This window comes from Acidovorax sp. JHL-9, from assembly GCF_000426205.1.
In the GTDB taxonomy this organism is placed as follows: Bacteria; Pseudomonadota; Gammaproteobacteria; order Burkholderiales; family Burkholderiaceae_C; genus Acidovorax; species Acidovorax soli.
The window spans coordinates 189,966-214,662 of the sequence record NZ_AUEX01000003.1 but is presented as its reverse complement, the minus strand read 5'-3'; the positions used below and the strand labels follow the sequence as shown (position 1 = coordinate 214,662).

The 24,697-nt window shown below is 64.1% G+C and carries 20 protein-coding genes and 1 pseudogene; 16 read left to right on the top strand and 5 right to left on the bottom strand.

The window, feature by feature from the left end; genetic code table 11:
* Nucleotides 1–16: 16 nt before the first annotated feature.
* Entirely contained in the window at nt 17–1,060 is a 1,044-nt protein-coding gene (gene dmpG, locus K225_RS0103885; protein ID WP_026435190.1) for a 4-hydroxy-2-oxovalerate aldolase, read from the top strand.
* 323 nt (nt 1,061–1,383) lie between these two features.
* On the opposite strand, the gene K225_RS0103880 is transcribed toward dmpG, so the two are convergent.
* Nucleotides 1,384–1,806, bottom strand: coding sequence for an Lrp/AsnC family transcriptional regulator (locus K225_RS0103880; RefSeq protein ID WP_026435189.1), 423 nt, complete (start codon nt 1,804–1,806; stop codon nt 1,384–1,386).
* Between the two features lie 147 nt (nt 1,807–1,953).
* Between K225_RS0103880 and K225_RS0103875 the strand changes: the two genes are divergently transcribed.
* The 4 genes and pseudogenes from K225_RS0103875 to K225_RS0103860 all read left to right on the top strand — a co-directional run bounded on the left by K225_RS0103875 (nt 1,954) and on the right by K225_RS0103860 (nt 4,984).
* Nucleotides 1,954–3,003, top strand: coding sequence for an ornithine cyclodeaminase (locus tag K225_RS0103875; RefSeq protein WP_026435188.1), 1,050 nt, complete (start codon nt 1,954–1,956; stop codon nt 3,001–3,003).
* Between the two features lie 24 nt (nt 3,004–3,027).
* Nucleotides 3,028–3,990, top strand: a complete 963-nt coding sequence (gene ctlX, locus K225_RS0103870; protein WP_026435187.1) for a citrulline utilization hydrolase CtlX — start codon at nt 3,028–3,030, stop codon at nt 3,988–3,990.
* Nucleotides 3,987–4,354: pseudogene (locus tag K225_RS0103865) on the top strand (1-pyrroline-5-carboxylate dehydrogenase); the annotation flags it as partial. The gene ctlX and the pseudogene K225_RS0103865, both read left to right, overlap by 4 nt.
* 81 nt (nt 4,355–4,435) lie before the next feature.
* Entirely contained in the window at nt 4,436–4,984 is a 549-nt protein-coding gene (locus K225_RS0103860; protein WP_026435185.1) for an NADPH-dependent FMN reductase, read from the top strand.
* A 143-nt stretch (nt 4,985–5,127) separates the two neighbouring features.
* Here the strand turns inward: K225_RS0103860 and K225_RS0103855 are convergent, their stop codons facing one another.
* Nucleotides 5,128–5,769: an FMN-dependent NADH-azoreductase gene (locus K225_RS0103855; protein ID WP_026435184.1), complete on the bottom strand. Its 642-nt coding sequence runs from the start codon at nt 5,767–5,769 to the stop codon at nt 5,128–5,130.
* A 127-nt stretch (nt 5,770–5,896) separates the two neighbouring features.
* On the opposite strand from K225_RS0103855, the gene K225_RS0103850 reads away from it, so the two are divergent.
* From K225_RS0103850 to K225_RS22115, 8 genes are all read left to right on the top strand, one after another.
* Nucleotides 5,897–6,844: a LysR family transcriptional regulator gene (locus tag K225_RS0103850; RefSeq protein WP_026435183.1), complete on the top strand. Its 948-nt coding sequence runs from the start codon at nt 5,897–5,899 to the stop codon at nt 6,842–6,844.
* Between the two features lie 92 nt (nt 6,845–6,936).
* A complete protein-coding gene (locus K225_RS0103845) occupies nt 6,937–7,539 on the top strand; it encodes an alpha/beta hydrolase (protein WP_026435182.1) in 603 nt (200 codons plus the stop codon).
* A gap of 208 nt (nt 7,540–7,747) precedes the next feature.
* Nucleotides 7,748–8,746 (top strand): sulfate ABC transporter substrate-binding protein, encoded by a 999-nt coding sequence (locus K225_RS0103840; protein WP_026435181.1) that lies wholly within the window; start codon nt 7,748–7,750, stop codon nt 8,744–8,746.
* A 158-nt stretch (nt 8,747–8,904) separates the two neighbouring features.
* Nucleotides 8,905–9,744, top strand: coding sequence for a sulfate ABC transporter permease subunit CysT (gene cysT / locus K225_RS0103835; protein WP_026435180.1), 840 nt, complete (start codon nt 8,905–8,907; stop codon nt 9,742–9,744).
* Between the two features lie 144 nt (nt 9,745–9,888).
* Entirely contained in the window at nt 9,889–10,788 is a 900-nt protein-coding gene (gene cysW / locus K225_RS0103830; protein WP_026435179.1) for a sulfate ABC transporter permease subunit CysW, read from the top strand.
* Nucleotides 10,789–10,800: 12 nt separating this feature from the next.
* Nucleotides 10,801–11,925 (top strand): sulfate/molybdate ABC transporter ATP-binding protein, encoded by a 1,125-nt coding sequence (locus K225_RS0103825; protein ID WP_026435178.1) that lies wholly within the window; start codon nt 10,801–10,803, stop codon nt 11,923–11,925.
* 145 nt (nt 11,926–12,070) lie between these two features.
* Nucleotides 12,071–12,601 (top strand): disulfide bond formation protein B, encoded by a 531-nt coding sequence (locus K225_RS0103820; protein WP_026435177.1) that lies wholly within the window; start codon nt 12,071–12,073, stop codon nt 12,599–12,601.
* A 321-nt stretch (nt 12,602–12,922) separates the two neighbouring features.
* Nucleotides 12,923–13,456 (top strand): hypothetical protein, encoded by a 534-nt coding sequence (locus K225_RS22115; RefSeq protein WP_155885220.1) that lies wholly within the window; start codon nt 12,923–12,925, stop codon nt 13,454–13,456.
* On the opposite strand, the gene K225_RS20310 is transcribed toward K225_RS22115, so the two are convergent.
* From K225_RS20310 to argA, 3 genes are all read right to left on the bottom strand, one after another.
* Nucleotides 13,453–14,193, bottom strand: coding sequence for a glutathione S-transferase (locus K225_RS20310; protein ID WP_081679589.1), 741 nt, complete (start codon nt 14,191–14,193; stop codon nt 13,453–13,455). The genes K225_RS22115 and K225_RS20310 overlap by 4 nt on opposite strands.
* On the bottom strand, nt 14,190–15,191 hold the full coding sequence (locus tag K225_RS0103805) for a rhodanese-related sulfurtransferase (protein WP_051248651.1): 1,002 nt from the start codon (nt 15,189–15,191) through the stop codon (nt 14,190–14,192). Before K225_RS0103805 ends, K225_RS20310 begins: the two co-directional genes overlap by 4 nt.
* Nucleotides 15,192–15,261: 70 nt before the next feature.
* Nucleotides 15,262–16,608 carry an amino-acid N-acetyltransferase gene (gene argA, locus K225_RS0103800; protein ID WP_026435174.1) on the bottom strand — a complete coding sequence of 449 codons (1,347 nt, stop codon included), beginning with the start codon at nt 16,606–16,608 and terminating at the stop codon, nt 15,262–15,264.
* Nucleotides 16,609–16,762: 154 nt separating this feature from the next.
* On the opposite strand from argA, the gene hrpA reads away from it, so the two are divergent.
* The 3 genes from hrpA (at nt 16,763) to K225_RS0103785 (ending at nt 24,634) form a co-directional block, all read left to right on the top strand.
* The gene (hrpA, locus tag K225_RS0103795; RefSeq protein WP_238323182.1) at nt 16,763–20,719 is read left to right on the top strand and encodes an ATP-dependent RNA helicase HrpA; all 3,957 of its coding nucleotides are present in this window, start codon (nt 16,763–16,765) and stop codon (nt 20,717–20,719) included.
* Nucleotides 20,720–20,846: 127 nt separating this feature from the next.
* Nucleotides 20,847–22,673 (top strand): DUF262 domain-containing protein, encoded by a 1,827-nt coding sequence (locus K225_RS0103790; RefSeq protein WP_026435172.1) that lies wholly within the window; start codon nt 20,847–20,849, stop codon nt 22,671–22,673.
* 278 nt (nt 22,674–22,951) lie between these two features.
* Complete coding sequence (locus tag K225_RS0103785; protein ID WP_026435171.1) at nt 22,952–24,634, top strand: long-chain fatty acid--CoA ligase; 1,683 nt, start codon at nt 22,952–22,954, stop codon at nt 24,632–24,634.
* Nucleotides 24,635–24,697: the final 63 nt, after the last annotated feature.

Sequence of the window (24,697 nt, the reverse complement as noted above, 5' to 3'; positions counted from 1 at the left end):
ATAGAAGAACCTCATCATGACAACACAAGGCAAAAAGATCACCCTGCATGACATGACCCTGCGTGATGGCATGCACCCCAAGCGCCACCTGATGTCGCTGGAGCAGATGAAAACCATTGCGTGCGGACTGGATGCGGCAGGCATTCCCCTGATTGAAGTCACGCACGGGGACGGCCTGGGCGGCTCTTCCGTGAATTACGGTTTTCCTGCGCACACCGACGAGGAATACCTGGGCACGGTGATCCCGCTCATGAAGCAGGCCAAGGTGTCCGCTCTGTTGCTGCCGGGCATCGGCACCGTCGACCACCTGTTGATGGCCAAAGACCTGGGTGTCAACACCATTCGAGTCGCCACCCATTGCACCGAAGCCGACGTGTCCGAACAGCACATCAGCAAGGCCCGCACGCTGGGGATGGACACCGTGGGTTTCCTGATGATGGCGCACATGGCGAGCACAGAAAAGCTGGTGAGCCAGGCGCTGCTGATGCAGGGCTATGGTGCCAACTGCATCTACGTCACGGACTCTGCGGGCCACATGCTGCCCAAGGATGTGAAGGAAAAGCTCACGGCCGTGCGGCAGGCGCTCAAGTCCGAGACCGAGCTGGGTTTCCACGGCCATCACAACCTGGCGATGGGTGTGGCCAATTCCCTGGCCGCGATCGAAGTGGGTGCGAACCGCATTGACGCCGCTGCGGCCGGTCTGGGGGCTGGGGCAGGTAACACCCCCATGGAGGTGCTGGTCTCCGTCATGGACCTGATGGGCCTCACCACCGGGGTGGATGTGTACAAGATTCAGGACGTGGCCGAAGACCTGGTGGTGCCGATCATGGATTTCCCGATCCGCATCGACCGCGATGCACTCACGCTGGGTTATGCCGGTGTCTATGGCTCCTTCCTGCTGTTTGCCAAGCGCGCCGAGCAGAAATACGGTGTGCCTGCACGCGACATCCTGGTGGAAATGGGCCGTCGCGGCATGGTCGGTGGACAGGAGGACATGATTGAAGACACCGCCATGACGCTGGCCAAGGCACGCGCCGCTTCTTCCCTCGCGGGTGCCTGAGGGGGCAACCCTCCAGAGGGATGCCTGCCGGGTTTACGCAAGGGCGTGAGGAGCCCGCAGGCATTGCCGAATTGATCTTGCCGCTGCGAACCTGTTCAAGATCTTGGCGGGGGCGCACAAGTACCTGCCGGGATGGGCTGCAAGGCGTGGTGCGCAGCCAATAGCGCGGCGATTGGCAAGCGCCGCAACGCAGCAGACCGCCCGGCAAGGCACTTGTGCGAAGGTTGAGAAAGGCCTTGGCGCGAGTTCGCGCATCACGTCCAGCACCTCCTTGGCCATCTTCGGGTCCAGCGCCGACCGCCTGCCCATCTTGCGAGGCCGCACTAAATCTTGTGTGTGGACAAAAGAATGCTGGTCTCGGTATTGGTGATGCCCTGAATGTTGCGGATGCCGTTCAGAACCCGGTCGAACGCTTCCAAGGTATCGGTCCGCAAATCGGCAATCATGTCCCAGCGCCCGTTGGTGGTGTGAAGCGCCACCACATTCGGGTGACCACGCAGTTCGCGCCGCACGCTCTCCCCATGGTTGCCTTCGATCTCGATGGACGTTAGTGCGCGAATCCGGTGCCCTTCGGCCTCAGGCCGGAGCCGTACCGTGTAGCCCACGATCGTTCCGTCGGCCTCCAGCTTGGCCATGCGGTTCTGTACCGTGGCCCGGGCAACGCGCAGCTTCTTGGCCAGCACCACCACCGGGGTGCGAGCGTCGGCACGCAGCAGCGAGATCAATTCGCGGTCGGTGTCATCCATTGGAATCTTTCATTTTGTAATCCAAAAGTGGCAGATTGCAATGAAAACTGAATAATGTGTCAAGTTGCCATCTTCAATATGGCACCAAACACAAGAACAATCTCCTGGTCGCGGCCAGTCCGCACACCACAACCGCCAGGAGACTTCATGACCCGCTTCGTCGACGTTCCCGCCATGTCCCGCCTCGTGCAGGACATCGGAGTGACGCAGTTCATCGGCGAACTCGCCGAGGCCATTCAGGACGACTTCGTCCGTTGGCCCGAGTTCGACAAATCGGCCCGCGTGGCCAACCACTCGGATATCGGCGTGATCGAGCTGATGCCTGTTTCCAACGCCGAGCGCTATGCGTTCAAGTACGTCAATGGGCATCCCAGCAACACGCAGCGCGGCCTGTACACCGTCATGGCCTTCGGCGTGCTGGCGGAGGTGGACACGGGCTATCCGGTGCTGCTGTCGGAACTGACCGTCGCCACCGCGCTGCGCACTTGCGCGACCTCGTTGATGGCGGCGCGCGCGCTGGCGCGGCCCGATGCCCGCCGCATGGCGCTGATCGGCAACGGTGCGCAAAGTGAATTCCAGGCCCTCGCGTTCCATAGCCACCTGGGCATCCAGGAAATCGTGGTTTACGACGTCGATCCGCGCGCGACCGAGAAGCTGATCCGCAACCTGTCCGCCTACCCCGCGCTGAAGATCATCCGTGCCGCATCGACCGCCGAGGCCGTGCGCGGCGCGGACATCGTCACCACAGTGACCGCCGACAAGGCCTATGCCACCATCCTCACGCCCGACATGATCGAGCCGGGCATGCACATCAACGGCGTGGGTGGGGATTGCCCGGGCAAGACCGAGCTGCACGCCGACGTGCTGCGCGGCGCGCGCGTCTTCGTGGAATACGAGCCGCAGACGCGCATCGAAGGCGATATCCAGCAACTGCCCCAGGACTTCCCCGTGGTGGACCTGTGGCGCGTCCTGGCCGGGGCCGAGGCCGGCCGGCAAAGTGCCGAGCAGGTGACGGTGTTCGATTCGGTGGGTTTCGCGCTGGAGGACTACTCCACGCTGCGCTACGTGAATGCGCAGGCCGAGCAGCGCGGCCTGGGCGAAAACGTGGAGTTGGTGCCCTGGGCCGATGACCCGAAGGATCTGTTCCGCTACACCCGCTCTGGTGCATCGCGTTCGGCGCTGCGCCGGGTCGCGTAAAGGCGGGTGCCCAGGAGTCGCCGCATGCCCACGTTCCGATCCATGCAAGCCCCTGCCTCGGTCGTGATGGTGCGTCCGCACCGCTTCACGCCCAATCCCGAAACCGCCGCCGACAACGCGTTCCAGAGCAATGCGGCCAAGAACCAGGCCTGTGCTGTCGCGGATGCCGCCCATGGCGAGGTGACCCGAGCGGTCGATCAACTGCAAGCCGCTGGCGTGCGCGTCCACTTGTTCGAGGACACGGGCGAGCGCGATACGCCGGACTCGGTGTTCTTGAACAACTGGTTCTCCACGCACTCGGGCGGCCATGTCGCCATCTACCCGATGTATCCGCGCAACCGGCGCCGCGAACGGCGCAGCGACATCATCGAGATGCTCAAGGCGGAGTACCGGGTGCAGGACGTGATCGACTACTCGGGCCTGGAGAACGACGGTCTGTTTCTGGAGGGCACTGGCGCCATGGTGCTGGACCACATGGCGCGCGTGGCCTACACCGCCCGCTCCAACCGCGCGGACCCCGTGCTGCTGGAGCGCTTCAGCACCCATTTCAACTTCGAACCCATCGTCTTCGACACGGCCGATGCCGCCGGCCGGCCCATCTACCACACCAACGTGCTGATGTGCGTAGCCACCGACTTCGCGTTGCTGGGCACCCAGTCGCTGACCGACCCGCGCCGGGCGCAGGAGGTGGCCGCGCGGCTGCAAGAGTCAGGGCGCGAGGTGATCGACCTGAGCCCGGAGCAGATCGCCAACTTTGCCGGAAACGCGATCGAGCTGTCTGGCCGCGATGGCCGCATCCTCGCGCTGTCGCAGCGCGCCTGCGACAGCCTGACGGCCCGGCAAAAGGCACGCATCGGGCGCAGCGCGCGTTTGCTGCCGTTGGCGGTTCCCACCATCGAGATGGCGGGCGGCTCGGTGCGCTGCATGATCGCCGGTATCCACCTGTCGCCACGAGATACGACCGTTCGATCGGGGAAGGATGCATGAACACAGTTGCTCCCCATGCCGGCTTCGCGTCCGTACTGGCAGGCCGTAGCACCGTGCGCGATGCGATCACCGCCGCCCATCGTCGCCCCGAAACAGAGGCCTTGAAGGGGCTGCTGTGCGAGGGGCAGGTGCCGGACGACGACCACACCCAGATCCAGGCCCTGGCCCTGGCCCTGGCCCAGCGCATTGCGCCAACCCTGCGCGAGCGCCAGGCCTTCGCCGCTCGCGCCGGCCTCGTGCAAGGGAGATTGCAGCAGTTCTCGCTGTCTTCGCAACAGGGTGTGGCCCGCATGTGCCTGGCCGAAGCACTGCAGGCATTCCGGATGCGGCCACGCGCGACGCCTTGATCCGCGACAAGCTTGCAGCGTAGGCATGCTTTACCTGTCCGCGCTACCATGGCCGTCCGGTGCTTTGCCGGGTGCTTTTCTCCCCCAAGGAGGTTTTCATGGGCCAGTACAACATCGCCGTCATCGTCGGCAGTCTTCGCAAGGATTCATTCAACCGCAAGCTGGCTACGGCGCTGGCCCGACTGGCGCCCGCTGACTTCAGCTTCACGCAGCTGCGCCTGGACGATCTGCCGCTCTACAACCAGGATAACGATGGCCAGCCGGCTGCATCAGTGCTGCGCTTCAAGGGCGAGATCAAGGCCGCGCAGGGCGTGCTGTTTGTCACGGCGGAATACAACCGCTCGATTCCAGGGGTACTCAAGAACGCCATCGACAACGCCTCGCGCCCCTACGGGCAAAGCGCCTGGGCTGGCAAGCCGGCGGGGGTGATCGGGGCATCGATGGGCGCCATTGGCACCTCGATGGCGCAGCAACACCTGCGCAATGTGCTGGCCTACCTCGACATGCCCACGCTGGGGCAGCCCGAGGCCTTCATCCATGCCAAGGAAGGGCTGTTCGATGCCGATGGTGGCATCGGTCCGGGCAGCCGCGAGTTTCTGCAGGGCTGGGTGGACAAGTACGTGGCCTGGGTCAAGAAGCACGCCTGAGTTCTGCTATTGAATAAATAGCTAATTGCGTTTTCTGGACAAGTGATAGAGCCGTATTTCAAACCAAACGCAGAAAGCCCGGCGCAAAGCCGGGCTTCATGAATGGCGAGAGAGAAAGCAGGGCGCCTGCGGCGCCCTGTGCCTCAGGCGGCTTGCGTTGCCTGTGCCTGGTTGGCAGCAGCCTGGTTGCGGATGGCCTGGGCGGCATCGGCCAGGGCCTGTGCCTTGGCGGCGTCGCCCATGGCCACGCCTTCAGCGCGCACAAAGCGCACATCGGTCACGCCGAAGAAGCCCAGCACAACCTTGAGATAGCTCTCCTGGTGTTCCATGGCCTGACCGCCTTCACTGGTGGAATACACGCCGCCACGGGTGGAGGCAATGATCACCGTCTTGCCCTTGGCCAGGCCTTCGGGGCCGTTGGCGGTGTACTGGAATGTGCGACCAGGCTGGGCAATGCGGTCAATCCAGGCCTTCAGCTGGGTGGGAATGCTGAAGTTGTAGAACGGGGCACCAATCACCACCACATCGGCTGCCAGGAACTGGCTCACCAGTTGCTCGGACACGGCGTTCTCGCGCTTTTGCACTTCGCTCAGGCCATCGGTCTGGCCGGTGCGGGGCGCCATGGCATCCATGGTGAAGTGGGCGGGGGCATTGGCCACCAGGTCGAGGTAAGTTACCTGGGTGCCTGGGTGGTTGGCCTGGTAGGCCGCCACGATCTGTGCGGTCAACTGGCGCGAAACGGAGTTGGCACCGGTGATGGCGGAATCAATGTGAAGCAGTTGCATGAGGTTCTCCGGAGGTTTGTAGGGCTGCCACCTTGTGTGGCCTGGGGTCAATTGTCGATGGATCTTGATTTGTTGATAAGCCAGCAGAATTGCGATAGATTGTCCCATTTATAGAACAATCATCGCCATGCAAGACCTCAACGACATGTTGTATTTCGCCGAAGTGGTGGAGCGCGGTGGCTTTGCCGCTGCGGGCCGGGCCCTGGGCATTCCCAAATCCCGGCTGTCGCGGCGGGTGTCGGAGCTGGAGGCGCAACTGGGCGTGCGCCTGATGCAGCGGACCACGCGCAAGCTCTCCCTGACCGAAGTGGGCGAGGCCTATCTGCGCCACTGCCAGGCCATGCGCGAGTCGGCCCAGGCTGCCGCCGACACGGTGGCCCAGGTCCAGACCACCCCGCGCGGCACCATCCGCGTGAGTTGCCCCGTCACGCTGGCGCAGACGGTGCTGGCCGAGCTGATGCCGCAGTTTCTGGCCACCTATCCCGAAGTGCGGGTTGAGATGCTGGTGAGCAACCGCGCGGTGAATCTGGTGGAGGAGGGCATCGACGTGGCGCTGCGCGTGCGTTCCACGCTGGAGGACAGCGGCAGCATGGTCGTCAAGCGCCTCGACGATGCCCGGCAGATTCTGGTGGCCAGCCCCGACTTGCTGGCGCGCCAGGGCACGCCGCGCACACTGGAAGACCTGGCCCGGCTGGACAGCATTGCGATGTCGTCCGTGGATGGGCGCTCCACGCTGCAGCTCGTCGGCGAAGGCGGCCGTGAGCAGACGGTGCACCACCAGCCGCGCTATGTGGCCGATGACTTGCTTACCCTCCAATTCGCCGCGCTGGCCGGCACCGGCATGTGCTGGCTGCCCGACTACATGTGCATCGAAGCGTTGCGTGCGGGCCGCCTGGTGCACCTGCTGCCCGACTGGGCGCCACCGCGCGGCATCGTGCATGCGGTGTTTCCTTCGCGCCGGGGGCTATCACCCGCGGTGCGGCGGTTTCTGGACTACCTGGGCGAAACCATGCCGGGGCGCAGCAGCCAGGCCACCCGCATGGCCGGGCAGGGGGTGGATGGTGCAGGCATCTAGCTCATTGGGGGTTTTATTAGATGTTTTGGCGATTAAATAACAAGGATTAAGTCGTTTGAGTTTTAAGGGGCGGGTCGCAGAATGCCTGCTCTGTGACCACCACTTCCATCATCATCGTTCCGGGCTGGCGCGACTCCGGCCCCGGCCATTGGCAAAGCCTGTGGGCCGAGCGCCTGCCCCATGCCCGCCGCGTGGTGCAGGATGACTGGATCACGCCCACGCGGCTGGCGTGGGTGGGCCAGCTTGAAAAGACCGTGCTGGCTGCGCCCCACCCCGTGGTCATCGTGGCGCACAGCCTGGGCTGCATTGCCGTCACCCATATGGGCGCGCAAGCCGCAGCCCGCGTGTGCGGCGCGCTGCTGGTGGCCCCGGCCGATCCCGAGCGCCGCGCCGTCCTGAACGATTTTGCACCCGTGCCCTTTGCTGCGCTGCCCTACCGTTCCATCGTGGTGGCCAGCAGCAACGACCCGTATTGCCCCATCCGCCTGGCGGGCGCCTACGCGCGGGCCTGGGGCAGCGAATTTGTGCGCATGCAGAACGCCGGGCACATCAATATCGACTCCGGCCATGGCGAATGGCCCCTGGGCTGGGCGCTGCTGCAATCGCTGCAGGGCAACCCTGCCGTGGATCGCGCCCCGCTGCCCGGCCATGCGCAGGCGTCGTTGGCAGCGCCTCTGTTGCAGAAATACTCCTGAGTTGATAGCTTTAGCGCATATTGCTAAAGGGCTATGGGCCTCTTTGCCGGCTCTTTGGGTGAAGCCGCGCCGCGTCTTTCGGAGTCTGGTCTGCATGCAGGGTTTTTATATTCTTAAATTCGATTAATTAACAAAAATATATTCTTTTGAGTTTTAAGTGTCGCTACGCACAATAGGCGACCTCCAGCTTTTCATCAGGCGACGCACCATGACGACTTCTCTGAGACTCAAGACCCTTCTGGCCGCACTGGCCCTGGCGAGCAGTGGTTTGGCTGCTGCGCAGAACCAGCTGCTCAACGTGTCATACGACGTGGCCCGCGAGTTCTACAAGGACTACAACACAGCGTTTGCCGCGCACTACAAGAAAACCACCGGCCAGGACGTGAAGATCGACCAGTCGCACGCCGGCTCCAGCGCCCAGGCGCGCGCCGTGAACGACGGCCTGGCTGCCGATGTGGTCACCATGAACACCACCACCGATGTGCAGTTCCTGGCCGACAACGGCGTGGTCGCCAAGGATTGGACCAAGAAGTTCCCCAACGATGCATCGCCCACCACGTCCACCATGCTGTTTCTGGTGCGCAACGGCAACCCCAAGGGCATCAAGGACTGGGACGACCTCATCAAGCCCGGTGTGCAGGTGATCGTGGTGAACCCCAAGACCGGTGGCAACGGCCGCTATGCCTATCTGGCCGCCTGGGGTGCCGTGCGTGAAAAGGGTGGCACCGAGGCGCAGGCCGCCGAGTTCGTGGGCAAGCTCTACAAGAACGTGCCGGTGCTGGCCAAGGGTGGCCGCGATGCCACGGCCACGTTTTTGCAGCGCAACCAGGGTGACGTGCTGATCACGTTCGAGTCCGAAGTGGTGTCGATCGACCGCGAGTTCGGCGCGGGCAAGGTCGATGCCATCTATCCGTCGGTGAGCATCGTGGCCGAGAACCCCGTGGCCGTGGTCGAGCGTACCGTCGCCAAGAAGGGCACGGCGCAGCTGGCCAAGGCCTACCTGGATTACCTGTACTCCGACGAGGCGCAGGAAATCGCAGCCAGGCACGCCATCCGGCCGCGCTCGGAAAAGGTGCTCAAGAAGTACGAAACCACCTTCAAGCCGCTCAAGCAGTTCACCGTGGCCAAGTACTTCGGCAGCCTGACCGAAGCGCAGAAGGTGCACTTCAACGATGGCGGCCAGTTCGACAAGCTGTATGCGAAGTGAGCACCCCCCTGAGGCGTTGCGCGCCTTCCCCGCACTCTCGGATTGCTGCGCAACGCGGGCAGGGGGACGCAGCCAGCGCGGCGGGGCGGCCCTTGCGCGGCTGCCCTAGTAGGGGCGCGCGCCAGTTTACGTCGGTGGTGTGCAATGGATAACTTGCTATGAATGACAACCAAGGCGCCCGCAAGAGTGCCAAGCGCGTGCTGCCCGGCTTCGGGCTCACGCTGGGCTACACGCTGTTCTACCTGAGCATCATCGTGCTGATCCCGCTGTCGGCGCTGATCTTCAAGACTTTTACCCTGACCTGGGAGCAGTTCTGGGCCGCCGTCAGCGCGCCGCGCGTGCTGGCCTCTTATCGGCTGACCTTCGGCGCCTCGTTTCTGGCGGCGCTGGTCAACCTGGTGTTTGGCCTGTTGATCGCCTGGGTGCTGGTGCGCTACAAATTCCCGGGCAAAAAAATTGTGGACGCGCTGGTGGACCTGCCTTTTGCGCTGCCCACGGCCGTGGCGGGCATCTCGCTGACCGCGCTGCTCGCCGGCAATGGCTGGATCGGTAGCATCCTGGAGCCCATGGGTATCCATCTGGCGTTCAAGCCCGCCGGCATCGTGATCGCGCTGATCTTCATCGGCCTGCCGTTTGTGGTGCGCACCGTGCAGCCCGTGCTCGAAGATGCCGAGAAAGAACTCGAAGAAGCCGCCACCTGCCTGGGCGCCACGCGTTTTCAGACTTTCACCAAGGTCATCCTGCCTTCCATCACGCCCGCGCTGCTCACCGGCTTTGCCATGGCGTTTGCGCGGGCGGTGGGTGAATACGGCTCGGTGATCTTCATCGCGGGCAACATGCCCATGGTGTCGGAGATCACGCCGCTCATCATCATCGGCAAGCTGGAGCAGTATGACTTTGCAGGTGCCACGGCCGTGGCCGTGGTGATGCTCGTGATTTCGTTCATCTTGCTGTTGGTCATCAACGCGCTGCAGGCCTGGCAGCGCCGGAAGTCATGAATCACCCCCTGAGTCGCTTCGCGCCTTCCCCCTCTCTCGCTTCGCGGGAGGGGGACGCACCCGGTGGCCTGGCAAAGCCAGTGCCACAGGTGCACTGGTCTGGGCTGCGCCCGCTTCAAGCGCACTGCGCCTTGCACAAACGACATGAATAATCGAACTGTTCGCCGCGCGCGCGCCGGCACGACCGAAGCGCCCTGGGTGCGCTACACGCTGATCGGCATAGCGCTGGCCTTCATGCTGCTGTTCCTGGTGCTGCCGCTGGCCGCCGTATTTACCGAGGCGCTGCGCAAGGGCTTTGGCGCCTACCTGGAAGGCTTGCGCGAACCCGATGCCTGGTCGGCCATCAAGCTCACGTTGATCACCGCCTTGATTGCCGTGCCGCTGAACCTGGTGTTTGGCATTGCGGCAGCCTGGTGCATTGCCAAGTACGAGTTCCGGGGCAAGGCGTTTCTGACCACGCTGGTGGACCTGCCGTTTTCGGTATCGCCCGTGGTGGCGGGGCTGGTCTATGTGCTGATGTTCGGCGCCCAGGGCTGGTTCGGCCCCTGGCTGCAAGCGCACGACATCAAGATCATCTTTGCCGTGCCCGGCATCGTGCTGGCCACCGTGTTCGTGACCTTTCCGTTCATCGCGCGCGAGTTGATCCCGCTGATGCAGGCCCAGGGCAACGACGAGGAGCAGGCCGCCATCGTGCTGGGTGCCACCGGCTGGCAGACCTTCTGGTACGTGACGCTGCCCAACATCAAATGGGGCCTGCTCTATGGCGTGATTTTGTGCAATGCACGCGCCATGGGCGAGTTTGGCGCGGTGTCGGTGGTGTCGGGCCACATCCGAGGGCAGACCAACACCATCCCGCTGCATGTGGAAATTCTCTACAACGAATACCAGTCGGTCGCCGCGTTTGCCGCCGCTTCGTTGCTGGCCTTGCTGGCCCTGGTCACCCTGGTCATCAAGACCATTGCCGAACACCGCAACGAGCAGGCCCTGAAAGCCGCCGCCGAGTTGCCGCCCGAGCGGCCCGCATCTGCGGCTGTCGTCCGCTGAAGGAAGAACACCATGAGCATTGAAATCCGCAACGTCAGCAAGCAGTTCGGCGACTTCCAGGCCCTGCGCGATGTTAGCCTCGATATCGCATCGGGCGAACTCATCGCGCTGCTGGGTCCCTCGGGCTGCGGCAAGACCACCTTGCTGCGCATCATTGCCGGGCTGGAAACGGCCGATGTCGGCAGCATCCACTTCAGCGGCGAAGACACCACCGACGTGCACGTGCGCGAGCGCAACGTGGGCTTTGTGTTCCAGCACTACGCGCTGTTCCGCCACATGACGGTGTTCGAGAACGTGGCCTTTGGCCTGCGCGTCAAGCCGCGCGGCCAGCGGCCCAGCGAAGCACAGATCAGGCAGAAGGTCATGGACCTGCTCAAGCTGGTGCAGCTCGACTGGCTGGCCGAGCGCTTCCCCTCGCAGCTTTCGGGCGGCCAGCGCCAGCGCATCGCCCTGGCCCGGGCGCTGGCCGTGGAACCCAAGGTGCTGCTGCTCGACGAACCCTTTGGCGCGCTCGATGCCAAGGTGCGCAAGGAACTGCGCCGCTGGCTGCGCCGCCTGCACGACGAACTGCATGTGACCAGCATCTTTGTGACGCACGACCAGGAAGAAGCGCTGGAAGTGGCCGACCGTGTGGTCGTCATCAACCAGGGCCGCATCGAGCAAAGCGGCTCGCCCCAGCAGGTGTGGGACCAGCCCGCCAGCCCCTTCGTCTATGGCTTTCTGGGCGATGTGAACCTGTTCCACGGCCGCGCGCACGAGGGGCTGGTGCACCTCGAAGGCATCGAGCTGGATTCGCCCGAGCACAGCCAGGCGCAGAACGCCAAGGCCTTCGCCTATGTGCGCCCGCACGACCTGGATGTGGAACGCTACGCGCCCGGCGCCGGACTGGACGCCGCAGGCCGCCCGCGCGGCATCGTCGCGCAACTGAGCCGCGCCATCGTGGTGGGCCCGATTGCGCGGCTGGAACTTATTCCAATCGACGACCACAAACCAGCGGACAATGCGTCCCCGGACTCCTTGATCGAAGCGCAGATCCCTGCGCAGCAGTTCAAGGAAATGGGTTTCAAAGAGGGCGAAACGCTGGTGGTGACACCGCGCCGCGCCCGGGTTTTTCTGGACGAGGCCGCCGGGATTTAACCCCCTTGGGCTGCTTCGCGTCTTCCCCCTCAAGGGGACGATGGCCTTTGTTGCGGGGCGGCCCTTGCTGGCCGTCTGCTGGCCTGGGCCGTGCCGGTTTCATGGGCAATGCCCTGGGCAACTGCTATTGGATAAGGGAGAAGGAATGAATTGGTTGACTACGGCCCCGCGCCGTGTGCTCGCGCTCATCAGTGTGGCCTGCGTGGCCCTGCTGGCCTTTGGCATGTATCTGCAGCATGTGGTGGGCCTGGAGCCTTGCCCGATGTGCATCGTGCAACGCTATGCGCTCGTCGCTGTCGCAGTTTTCGCAGGCTTGGCAAGCGCAAGAGGCAACAAGGGCTGGTGGATGGCATTCGCTGTGCTGGCCGTGGTGTCGGCCGGTTTTGGCGCCTTCGTGGCGGCCCGCCAGAGCTGGCTGCAATGGTATCCCCCCGAAATCGCCACCTGCGGTCGCGACTTCTACGGAATGATCGAGAACTACCCCATCAGCCGTTCCATCCCCATGATCTTCCGGGGTTCGGGCGACTGCACGGCGATCGACTGGACGTTTCTGGGTGGCTCGATCGCCAACTGGTCGTTTGTCTGCTTTGTGGGGTTTGTTGTGGTGCTGCTGGCGCTGCTGGTGCGGGCTCTGAACGGCAGTAACCGGGAGGGCTCGGGTTATTCGATGGCGTGATGCCTTGATGGCTCAGCATGGACCTCGCAAAAGGCGCTCTTCGGAGCGCCTTTTTTTTCGAGTGGGCGGTCACTGTGGTGGTTCATCGGCGCATCAGCAGATGGCGAAATTGAATCAAGTTTCTTCATACCGCATGTATGCCGCAACCCCACGGGCCCGTAGAGCACGATCTGCGTCAGACGGATCGGAATTTGTTGACAACTTGAGCGTGTTACAAGATCCTACAAGTGTGCTCTTGATGCCGTGCGGATGTGCGCTTCGGAGCGTCGTCGATGAGGTCTCCTTGCTTTCCCTTTCCTATTCACCTGCATGAAGTAGAAAATGAAATTTTCTCTGTCGCCAGCACTCCTCTCTGCGGTCATCTTGTCCGGATGTGCCTACAACGTCTCACCCTATGGTGCTTCGGTAAAGAACGTCGAATCGATCAGATCCCTCGACATAAAACCTGTTGCGGTCGAACCTTTCCAGTCCTCAAAGCCGGGGCAGTCCTCCATCACTTGCCGTGCCGCAGGCCCTGTGACCGTTTCTCCTAGCTTCGAGAGTTACATCGAAAAGGCGCTGATCGATGAACTCAAGTTGGCCGGCGCCTATGACCCGAGTTCCAAGCTCATACTGAGGGGCAAGCTCGAAGAGATTGACTTCAGTTCGGGCATGACCGACGGAAAGTGGCTTTTCACGGTCACTATTTCCAACGCCAGAAACGAGAGCTTTACTACGAAGTCCATATTCGGTTTTTCCGGGAGCTTTGTAGCCGACAAAGCCTGCCAAGAAACGGCCCAGGCGTTCGGGCCGGCCGTTCAAAAGCTTGTCGAGGATATCGTCCGCGATCCGAAATTCAAGCAAGTCGCCAATTAGCGAAACCCCGCCCTGCGCTCCACCTGATCGCCCGAAAGCGGTGCTGTTGGGTTCCCGCCGCAGCCCTCGGGTGCCCATATCCCCTGCGGGTGCGGAAACCGCACCCCCTCCGTTCCATCCACCCACGCCGGCAGCTTGTGCATCACGCTGGCGAACAGCGGGGCCGCCTGCCACTGCGCCAACCAGGCCTGCAGATGCGGCCAGGGCTGGGCGGCCCACCAGCCTGCATCGATGCCGGCGAATTGGCGCACAAAGGGTGCAATGGCCATGTCGGCCAGGGCAGCGTGGGCGCCGAACAGGTGGGGCTGGGTGGACAGGCGCGCATCCAGTGCACTCAGCCAGGCCAAGGCCTGCGCGCGCGCTGTGTCGATGGGAGCGTCGGGGTAGCGGCTGGGGTATTTGCAGCGGTCCAGCGCCTGCTTGAACGGGCCGTCGCATTCCGCGATCAGGGCCCGCATGTCTTCCATGCCGCCGTGGCTTGGCGTGCGCCAGCCGTCGGGATCGTGCTGCGCCAGCGCCCACAGCATGATGTCCAGGCTTTGCTCCAGCACCTGGCCGCCTGGCAGCACCAGCACGGGTACGGTGGCCTTGGGCGAGATCTGCAGCAGACCCTGGGGCTTGTTCCTGAGCACCACTTCGCGCAGTTCGCAGGCCTGGCCGCTCACCGCCAGCGCCAGCCGGGCGCGCATGGCGTAGGGGCAGCGGCGAAAGGAATAGAGGACGGGCAGGGCGCTCAAGCGGGTTCGCCCTCGCAGCCATCGCCTTTGCCCGTGGCGATGGGCCGTGCCGGGTGGCCGGGTTGCCGAGCGCCAATGTGCTCCTGCCCGCGCTGGGCGGCCAGCTGCATCTGCCGCTCGCGTTCGGCCAGGGCGCGTTCCTGCTCGGGCGTGCGCGTGCCGTGGCAGTAGGGGCAGCTCACGCCGGCCACGTAGTGGGGTGATGCCAGCTCGGCAGTGCCCAGCGGCATGCGGCAGGAGCGGCACAGCTGGTGGTGGCCGGGCGTGAGGCCGTGACCCACCGACACGCGCTCGTCGAACACGAAACAGTCGCCGTGCCAGCGGCTGGCATTTTCGGGCACGGTTTCCAGGTATTTGAGGATGCCGCCTTCGAGGTGGTACACCTCCTCGAAGCCCTGCGACTTGAGGAAGGCCGTGGACTTTTCGCAGCGGATGCCACCCGTGCAGAACATGGCCACACGCGGCTTGCCGGCCAGCACGCCACCGGGTTGCGATTGCGCCGCCACCCAGGCGGGAAACTCGGCGAAGCTTTGGGTGTGCGGGTTGATGGCGCGCTCGAACGTGCCAATGCCCACCTCGTAGTCGTTGCGCGTGTCCACCACCACCACGGCGGGGTCGCCGATCAGCGCGTTCCAGTCCTCGGGCTTGACATAGGTGCCCGCGTTGCGCGCGGGGTTCAGGCCGGGCACGCCCAGGGTGACGATCTCGCGCTTGAGCCGCACGCGCATGCGGTAGAACGGCTGGCGGTCCGTGGGCGCCTCCTTGTGCTGCAGGGCGGCAAAGCGGGCATCGCTGCGCAGCCAGGCCAGCACCGCGTGCACAGCAGCAGGTTCCCCCGCGATGGTGCCGTTGATGCCCTCGGGCGCCAGCAGCAGCATGCCGCGTACGCCGCGCTCTTCGCACAGGGACTGCAGCGGCGCGCGCAAGGCGGCGCAGTCGGGCAGATCGACAAACTGGTACAGGGCAACGGTGAGAAAGTGGGGTGTGAGCGGGGGCACGAAAGGGGCGCCGTGAATTTGCAGGTAAGGTGATGCAGATGCATTGGCCTGTGGTCAGCACCTGGGTGTTTTACAGCTTCTTGACCAGCACCTGGCTGCGCCGGTCCCAGTTGTATTTGCGTTTGCGTGCGTCAGGCAGCCAGTCGGGGTCCACCACCACGAAGCCGCGCTTGATGAACCAGTGCATGGTGCGCGTGGTCAGCACGAAGATGCTTTCCAGCCCCATGGCGCGGGCGCGCTGCTCGATGCGCTTGAGCAGCTTTTCGCCATCGCCCGTGCCCTGGCTTTGCGGCGACACGGTGACCGCCGCCATCTCGGCGGTCCTGGCCTCGGGGTAGGGGTAGAGCGCCGCGCAGCCAAAGATCACGCCGTCGTGCTCGATGATGGTGTAGGTGGCGATGTCGCGCTCTATCTCGGTGCGATCGCGCTTGACCAGCGTGCCGTCCTTCTCGAACGGTTCGATCAGTTGCAGGATGCCGCCCACGTCGTCGATGGTGGCCTCGCGCAGCTCTTCGAGCTTTTCGTCGATGACCATGGTGCCGATGCCGTCGTGCACATACACCTCCAGCAGCAGCGAGCCGTCGAGCGCGAAGGGAATGATGTGGCTGCGCTCCACGCCGGCCTTGCAGGCCTTCACGCAGTGCTGCAGGTAAAAACCCGTGTCGGTGGGCTGCTGCGCCGTGGGCAGCGTGGCCAGCAGGGCCTGGGCGGCGGCCAGCGGCAGCTCGGTGTCGATGGGGTTGTCGTCGCTGGCGGGTTCGCCCGGCTGCATGCGGATGCCCGAAACCTCGGTCAGAAAGATCAGCTTGTCGGCGCGCAGCTCGATGGCCACGCTGGTGGCCACTTCTTCCATGGCCAGATTGAAGGCCTCGCCGGTGGGCGAAAAACCAAACGGCGACAGCAGTACCAGAGCGCCCATGTCCAGCGTGCGCTGGATGCCCCCCACGTCCACCTTGCGCACCACGCCCGAGTGCTGGAAGTCCACGCCATCCACAATGCCCACCGGCCGCGCCGTGAGGAAGTTGCCCGAGATCACGCGCACCGTGGCGCCGGCCATGGGCGTGTTGGGCAGGCCCTGGCTGAAGGCGGCCTCGATCTCGTAGCGCAACTGGCCGGCGGCCTCCTGGGCGCAGTCGAGCGCCACCGAGTCGGTGATGCGGATGCCGTGCGAGTATTTGGCGGCATGCCCCTTGGCCGCCAGCTGCTCGTTCACCTGGGGGCGAAATCCATGCACCAGCACGATCTTCACGCCCATGGCCTGGATCATCGCCAGGTCCTGCGCAATGTTGTGCAGCTTGCCCGCCGCTATGGCTTCACCCGTGAGGCCCACCACAAACGTCTGGTTGCGAAATTTGTGGATGTAGGGCGCCACCGAGCGGAACCAGGGCACGAAGGTGAAATTGAAGACGGCGGACATGGGCGGCAGGGCGGGGGGCGGAGGATGAAGCCAAGGGCTGGGATAATCCGCGATTCTCTACGAAGTTTCTGCCTTGACTGCGTCCACCGCTTCCAACTCCCTGCACATCGAGTTTCCCGAATCCCTGCCCGTGTCGGGCAAGCGCGACGAGATCATGGCCGCCATCGAGAAGCACCAGGTCATCATCGTGTGCGGCGAAACCGGCTCGGGCAAGACCACGCAGCTGCCCAAGATTGCGCTGGCCTTGGGCCGTGGCAAGTGCAACGCCAAGCCGGGGCCTGATGGGAAGGTGCGGGGCCAGCTCATCGGCCACACCCAGCCGCGCCGCATTGCGGCGAGCAGCGTGGCCAAGCGCATTGCCGAAGAACTGAAGACCCCGCTGGGCGACGTGGTCGGCTTCAAGGTGCGCTTCCAGGACCGTCTCTCGCGCGATGCCTCCGTCAAGCTCATGACCGACGGCATCTTGCTGGCCGAGACGCAGACGGACCCCTTGCTCCGCGCCTACGATACCCTCATCATCGACGAGGCGCACGAGCGCAGCCTGAACATCGACTTTCTGCTGGGCTATATCCGCCAGATCCTGCCGCGCAGGCCGGACCTGAAGGTCATCGTCACGTCGGCCACCATTGATGCGGACCGGTTTGCCAAGCACTTTGAGAGCGCCAAAGGCCCCGCACCGGTCATCATGGTGTCGGGCCGCACCTTTCCGGTTGAGCAACGTTGGCGCCCGTTTGAAGAGAGCCGCGACTACGGCCTGAACGAGGCCATTGCCGATGGGGTGGACGAGCTGTGGGCTGGCAATGCAGCGGGCGACATCCTGGTCTTTTTGCCTGGCGAGCGCGAGATCCGCGAGGCCGCCGACCACCTGCGCAAACACCTGTCGCACCAGCCTGTGATGCGCAACGCCGAGGTGCTGCCGCTGTTTGCGCGCCTCTCGCAGGCCGAGCAGGACCGCATCTTCGACGGCCACACGGGCCGCCGCATTGTGCTGGCCACCAACGTGGCCGAGACCTCGCTCACGGTGCCGGGCATCCGCTACGTGATCGACGCGGGTACGGCGCGCGTGAAGCGCTACAGCTTCCGCAGCAAGGTGGAGCAACTGCTGGTGGAGCCCATCAGCCAGGCGGCGGCCAACCAGCGCGCGGGCCGCTGCGGCCGCGTGGCCAACGGTATCTGCATCCGTCTGTACGACGAGGCGGACTTCAACAGCCGCCCGCGTTTCACCGACCCGGAGATCCTGCGCAGCTCGCTCGCAGGCGTCATCCTGCGCATGAAGTCGCTGCACCTGGGCGATGTGGTGCAGTTCCCGTTCATCGAGGCGCCCTCGGGCCGCGCGATTGCCGACGGCTACCAGCTGCTGGCCGAACTGGGTGCGGTGGACGATGCCAATGAACTCACGCCCATGGGCGTGGAGCTGTCGCGCCTGCCGCTGGACCCGCGCGTGGGCCGCATGATCATCGAGGCGCGCGAACGCAAGGCGCTGGACGAAGTGCTCATCATCGCCAGTGCCCTGAGCGTGCAGGACGTGCGCGACCGCCCCCTGGAAGCGCAGCAGCAGGCCGACCAGGCGCACGCCAAGTTCGACGACGACAAGAGCGAGTTCAGCGGCTACCTCAAGCTGTGGAAGTGGATCAACGAGGCCCGGGGCGGGGCGCCCAGCCTGCCATCGGCCCGCGCGCAAAAAGCCATGGCGGCGCAGAAGGCGCCTTCGCAGGCTTATTTGCCAGTGGAGCGGCGTGGTGGCGGTAGCAGTCCTGCGGCAGCGCCTGCCGCACCGACTGCCGCCCCAGCCGCGACCCACAAGCTCAGCAACCGCCAGTACGAGCAACTGCTGCGCCAGAACTTCATCAGCATCCGCCGCCTGCGCGAGTGGCGCGACATCCACACCCAATTGCTCACGGTGGTGACCGAGCACAAGTGGCAGATCCACACCCAGCCCGCCAGCTACGAGCAACTGCACCTGTCCATGTTGGCCGGGCTGCTGGGCAACGTGGGCTGCAAGAGCGACGAGGAAGACTGGTACCTGGGCGCGCGCGGCATCAAGTTCTACAAGCACCCCGGCGCGCACCTGAACAAGAAGCCCGGCCGCTGGATCATTGCGTCCGAACTGGTGGAAACCACGCGCCTGTTTGGGCGCGGCATTGCGGCCATCGAGCCACAGTGGCTGGAGCAGATGGGTGGCCATTTGCTCAAGAAGCAACTGCTGGACCCGCACTGGGAGAAGAAGTCCGCCGAGGTCGTGGCGCTCGAGCGCGCCACGCTGTATGGCATCGTGGTCTACAACAACCGCCGCGTGAACTTCGGCAAGGTGGACCCGCACGCCGCGCGCGAGATCTTCATCCGCGAAGCCCTGGTGGGCGGCAACTGGGAGACGCGCCTGCCGTTTTTGGCCGCCAACCAGAAGATGATCGCCAAGGTGGAAGAGCTGGAGCACAAGTCCCGCCGGCAGGACGTGCTGGTGGACGACGAGCTCATCTACGCCTTCTACGACCAGCAACTGCCGCCCGAGGTGTGCAGCGGCCACAGCTTCGAGGCCTGGTACCGCGAGGAATCGAAAAAGCAGCCTGATCTGCTCAAGCTCACCCGCGACGAGCTGATGCGCCACGAGGCCGCAGGCATCACCACCAACGCCTTCCCCAAGACGGTGCGCTTGGGCGGTGTGGACTGTGCCGCCAGCTACCTGCACGAGCCCGGTGACCCGCGCGACGGGATCACCGTGACCATCCCTTTGTTCGTGCTCAACCAGGTGAGCGAGGAGCGCTGCGAGTGGCTGGTGCCCGGCATGCTCAAGGACAAGATCCAGGCGCTGCTCAAAAGCCTGCCGCAACGCCCGCGCAGCCGCTTTGTGCCGCTACCTGAGTCGGCCACGCGCCTGGCCGAGCTGCTGGGCGCGCCCGAGCTGTTTGGTACGGGCAGCCTGACCGATGTGCTGCTCAAGCAGGTGCGCGACGAAACCTCGCTCGACGTGAAGCGTGCCGACTTCAAGCTCGACATGCTCAGCCCCCACCTGTTCATGAACTTCCGTGTGGTCGATGAGCATGGGCGCCAGCTGGGCCACGGCCGCAACCTGGGCGCGCTCAAGGCCGAGTGGGGCGCCAAGGCACGCGGCGCTTTCCAGGCGCTGGCGGGGCTCAAGCTGGGTGGGCAGGGCGGTGGTTCTGAGCAAAAATCGGCTCCTGCCGGCGATGAGAAGGCACAAATAGCTACCAAAAAAGTAGCAAAGGCGGCGCCTGTTCCCGCCTCAGCCGCTGCGGCACCCGCGGGCCAGCGCTACACCACCTGGACATTCGGCGAGCTGCCTGAGCTCATGGAGATCAAAAAGGCGGGCCAGACGCTGATCGGCTTCCCGGCGCTGATTGATGGTGGCGATGCGGTCACCATCGAGGTGTTCGACGAGCCCGAGGTGGCCGCTGCCAAGCACCGCGCAGGCCTGCGTCGCCTGTTTGCGCTGCAGATCAAGGACGCGCTCAAGTACCTCGAAAAGAACATTCCCGACCTGCAGAAGATGGCCGTGGCCTTCATGCCCCTGGGCACGCAGGAAGAGCTGCGCACCCAGATCATCGACGTGGCGCTGGACCGCGCCTTCCTGCTCGACCCGCTGCCTACCGACGAGTTCGCCTTCAAGCGCTGCGTGGACGAGGGCCGTGGCCGCCTCACGCTGATCGCCAACGAGGTGGCCCGCCTGGCCGCCACCATCCTCATCGAATACGCAGCTGCCGCCCGCAAGATCAAGGACACCAAGAACGCACCCGATGCGACGCAGGATGCGCAGCAACAGCTGCAGCGCCTGATGCCCAAGAACTTCATCGCCGTGGCTCCGTGGGCGCAATTGGCGCATTACGCCCGCTACCTCAAGGCCATCACCTTGCGGCTGGACAAGTACCGCGCCGACCCCGCCCGCGACGCCGCCAGATTGGCCGAACTGCGCCCGCAGGAGCAGCGCTACTGGCGCCTGGTGGCCGAGCGCAAGGGCGTGGTGGATACGCGCATGCAGGAGCTGCGCTGGCTGCTGGAGGAGCTGCGCGTGAGCTTCTTCGCACAAGAGCTGCGCACACCCCAGCCGGTGAGCGTGAAGCGGCTGGACAAGCTGTGGACGCAAGTGAATAGCTGATAGCGGCGGCGCTGCAGACCGGGTTACAGGTCGGAGAGTGACGGATTACTGAAAGTCTGGCGCATTGCTGTCACGGGCAAGAAGTCGTTGGTTGAGCAATCAGTTTTTGCAGATACGATGAGCCTCCATGATCAAGTCAGTTAACAACTATCCAGTCTCACAACTCTTTGATATCGAAGCAGGTGTCGTCTATGCGATCCCGCGCTACCAGCGCGAATACACTTGGAAAATTGATCAGTGGGAGTCGCTCTTCAATGACATCGAAGAGAACGACTCCGGGTACTTCCTGGGCTCGATCATATGCATCAACCAGACCACCGACACCCTGGCCGTGCAGCGGCTGGAGGTGGTGGACGGCCAGCAGCGGCTGACGACACTGTCCCTGCTGTTCGCCGCGCTGTACCAGTCGTTGAAGCGGCACGAGAAGGACCTTGACGACGACCAGCGCGTGGAGCTGATCAACCTCAAGCGCAAGCTGGTGCTGAAGAAGGGAGACGACCAGTTGCGCGTCATCCCGCAGATTCAGAACAACAACCAGAACGACTACCGTGCCGTCTTGTCCGACGTGGGCGTGATCAGCACGTTCGATACGCCAGCCTACGCGGGCAACCGCAAGATCTTCCGCGCCTTCCGTTACTTCCAGGGTCGCATCGAAGAGATCGTGCAGGGCGATAACGATCACCTGGCGTCCATCATGGCCTTCCTCGACAAGGTGAGCCAGGCCTGCCTGGTGAAGATCGAGGTGGCCAGCCACGCCGGTGCCTACACGCTCTTCGAGTCGCTAAACAACCGGGGCATGCCGCTCACGGCCATCGACCTGATCAAGAACAAGCTGCTGGCCCGGCTGGAGACCACCGAGCCCGGCAAGGTCGACCACTACTTTGACGTGTGGAACAAGCTGCTGGGCTATCTGGGCGACGACTACAGCGTCCAGGAACGCTTCTTTCGGCACTACTACAACGCGTTCAAAGACCCGCTGAACGTGCCGTTCCGCAAGGACGAGGACAAGAAGAAGGACCCCCTGGGCCCAGTGGCCACAAGGTCCAACCTGATCCAGATCTACGAGAAGCTGATCAATGAGGACGCCAAGCACCACCTACAGGCCATCCGTTCCGCCGGCCAGCTGTATGCACTGATGCTGGCCCGGAACACCGACGAAGCCTGGGCTCCGCTGGACAAGCCGCTGAAGGACCTGGATCGTATTCAGGGCGCCCCGTCTTACCTGTTGATGCTGCACCTGCTCGTGCGGCGTGAGGCGCTGGGCATCGACGTGGCGCAGCTGGAAGCGATCGCGCGACTGCTGGTTTGCTTCTTCGTTCGACGCAATCTCACGGACATGCCGCCCACGCGCGACCTGACGCGCCTGTTCATGGCCGCCATCGACAAGGTGGCAGAGCTGTCGGGTGCCGCGGTGGTGACGGCGATTCGCGACGAACTGCTGGCGGTGTCGGCCAGCGACGAGACATTCCGCAGCAAGCTGGAAGGCGCCATCTACGAGGAGAACGCTGGAGTCACCCGGTTTGTGCTGTGTGCCTTGGCCGAGCAGGGCATGACCAAAGAAACCTGGGTCGATCTGTGGAAGTACGAAGGCAAGCTTTTCGTGTGGACTATTGAGCATATTTTCCCGCAGGGCGACAACATCCCCGCGTCGTGGGTGACGATGATCGCGGGCGGCGACAAGAAGAAGGCCAAAGCCATTCAGGAAACGCATGTCCACAAACTGGGCAACCTGACGATCTCCGGCTTCAACAGCGCGCTGGGCAACAAGAGCTTCAAAGAGAAACGCGACCGCACCGACAGCAAGGGCCGTGAGGTGGGCTACAAGAACGGCCTCAAGCTGAACGCCGAACTGGCAACGGCCGATGCGTGGAGCGTGACGCAGATCGATGTGCGCACGACGACGCTGGTGGAGCAGGTGATGAGTCTCTTCACCATGAAGAGTGTCCAGCTATAACGCTAGCCGACGATCATGACCGGTTTGGAGCGGGCAGATAGCAGACCGCGAAGTCAGGTTTCAGCCTGAACCCGACGCTCATACCCGTGTACGGCCCACAGACGCTCCCCGTAACCCGTCAGAACCCCATATCCCCCTTCGCGGCGCGCTCAGGCGCCCGTGCTGCTGCATTTCCACGCCGTCCCCCGGTCACTTTGGCGACGTCAACGCGGGCCAGCCCCATTGCCCGCCCCTCGCGCGGCCTCTAGGCTTGTGGGAACAAGGAGATTTGCACCCCTATGCGCCCCCACTTCAAGTTCTGGCCCCGCCGCTTGCCCCATTCCATCACCTTGCCCGCTACCTCGCTGTGGGACAACCTGGCCATCAGCGCGCGCCGCTACCCTGACAAGGCGGCGCTGGTCTTTTTTGGGACCGCGACCAGCTACCGGCAGCTGATGGAGGGGGCGGAGCGCCTGGCCGCGCGGCTGGTGCAGCTGGGGGTGCAGCGCGGCGACCGCGTGGTGCTGTGCATGCAGAATTGCCCCCAACTGGTGATGGCACACTTTGCCATCCTGCGGGCCAATGCCGTGGTGGTGCCGGTCAACCCCATGAACCGGGCCGAGGAGCTCAAGCACTACATCACCGACCCTGGCACCAAGGTCGCTATCACCACGGCCGATCTGGCCCCCGAGCTCGCCAAGGCCAGCAACGCGCTGGCGCTCGACGAGCGCCTCGCCCATCTGGTGGTGACGCAGTTCACCGACGCTTTTGACCCCGGTGTGAAGGGCGCCGATGCCCCGCCCGAGGCATGGATGGAATGGTTGGGCACCCGGCATCCCTTGCCTGCGTTGGAGGGGGGGCGCACCTACGCCTGGACGGATGCCATCGCCTGCTCCGACATGTCCCCCGCATTGGCTGTGGGGCCCGACGACCTGGCGCTGCTGCCCTACACCAGTGGCACCACGGGGCTGCCCAAGGGCTGCATGCACCTGCACAAAAGCATCATGCACAACGCGGTGGCGGGTGCCCTGTGGGGCAATGGGTCTGCCGACAACGTGACGCTGGCGGTGGTGCCCATGTTCCATATCACCGGCATGGTGAGCGTGATGCACACGGCCATCTACTGTGGTGCCACGCTGGTGATCATGCCCCGGTGGGACCGCGACCTGGCGGGGCGCCTGATATCGCGCTACCAGGTCACCACCTGGACCAATATCCCCACCATGGTCATCGACCTGCTGGGCAGCCCCCACTTCGCCAGTTACGACCTCTCCAGTCTGGCCTACATCGGCGGTGGCGGCGCGGCCATGCCGCAGGCCGTGGCGCAGCGCCTGCTGGAGCAATACGGCCTGCGCTATTCCGAAGGCTATGGCCTGACCGAGACGGCGGCGCCATCGCATTCCAACCCGCCTGACCACCCCAAGCAGCAGTGCCTGGGCATTCCGTTCATGGGCACGGATGCGCGCGTGATCGACCCCGAAACCCTGCAGGAAATGCCCGTGGGCGAGCAGGGCGAAATCATCATCCACGGCCCCGAGGTGTTCCAGGGCTACTGGAAGCGGCCCGACGCCACGGCGGCGGCGTTCATCGAGCTCGACGGCAAGCGCTTCTTCCGATCGGGCGACCTGGGGCGCATGGACGAAGAGGGCTACTTCTTCCTGACCGACCGTCTCAAGCGCATGATCAACGCCAGCGGCTTCAAGGTGTGGCCCGCCGAGGTCGAGGCGCTGATGTTCCGCCACCCTGCGATCCAGGAGGCCTGCATCATTGCCGCCAAGGACAGCTACCGGGGCGAGACCGTGAAGGCCGTGGTGGTGCTGCGCCCCACGCACCAGGACACCACCGAGCAGCAGATCATCGACTGGTGCCGCGAGAACATGGCGGTGTACAAGGTGCCGCGCATCGTGCAATTTGTGACGGCGCTGCCCAAGAGCGGCAGCGGCAAGGTGATGTGGCGCTTACTTCAAGAGGCTGAAAAGTGATTGCAGCAAAGCAAAATCTTTTCGGGGTTGCACAAGTGACTTGCCGGGATGGGATGCAAGGCA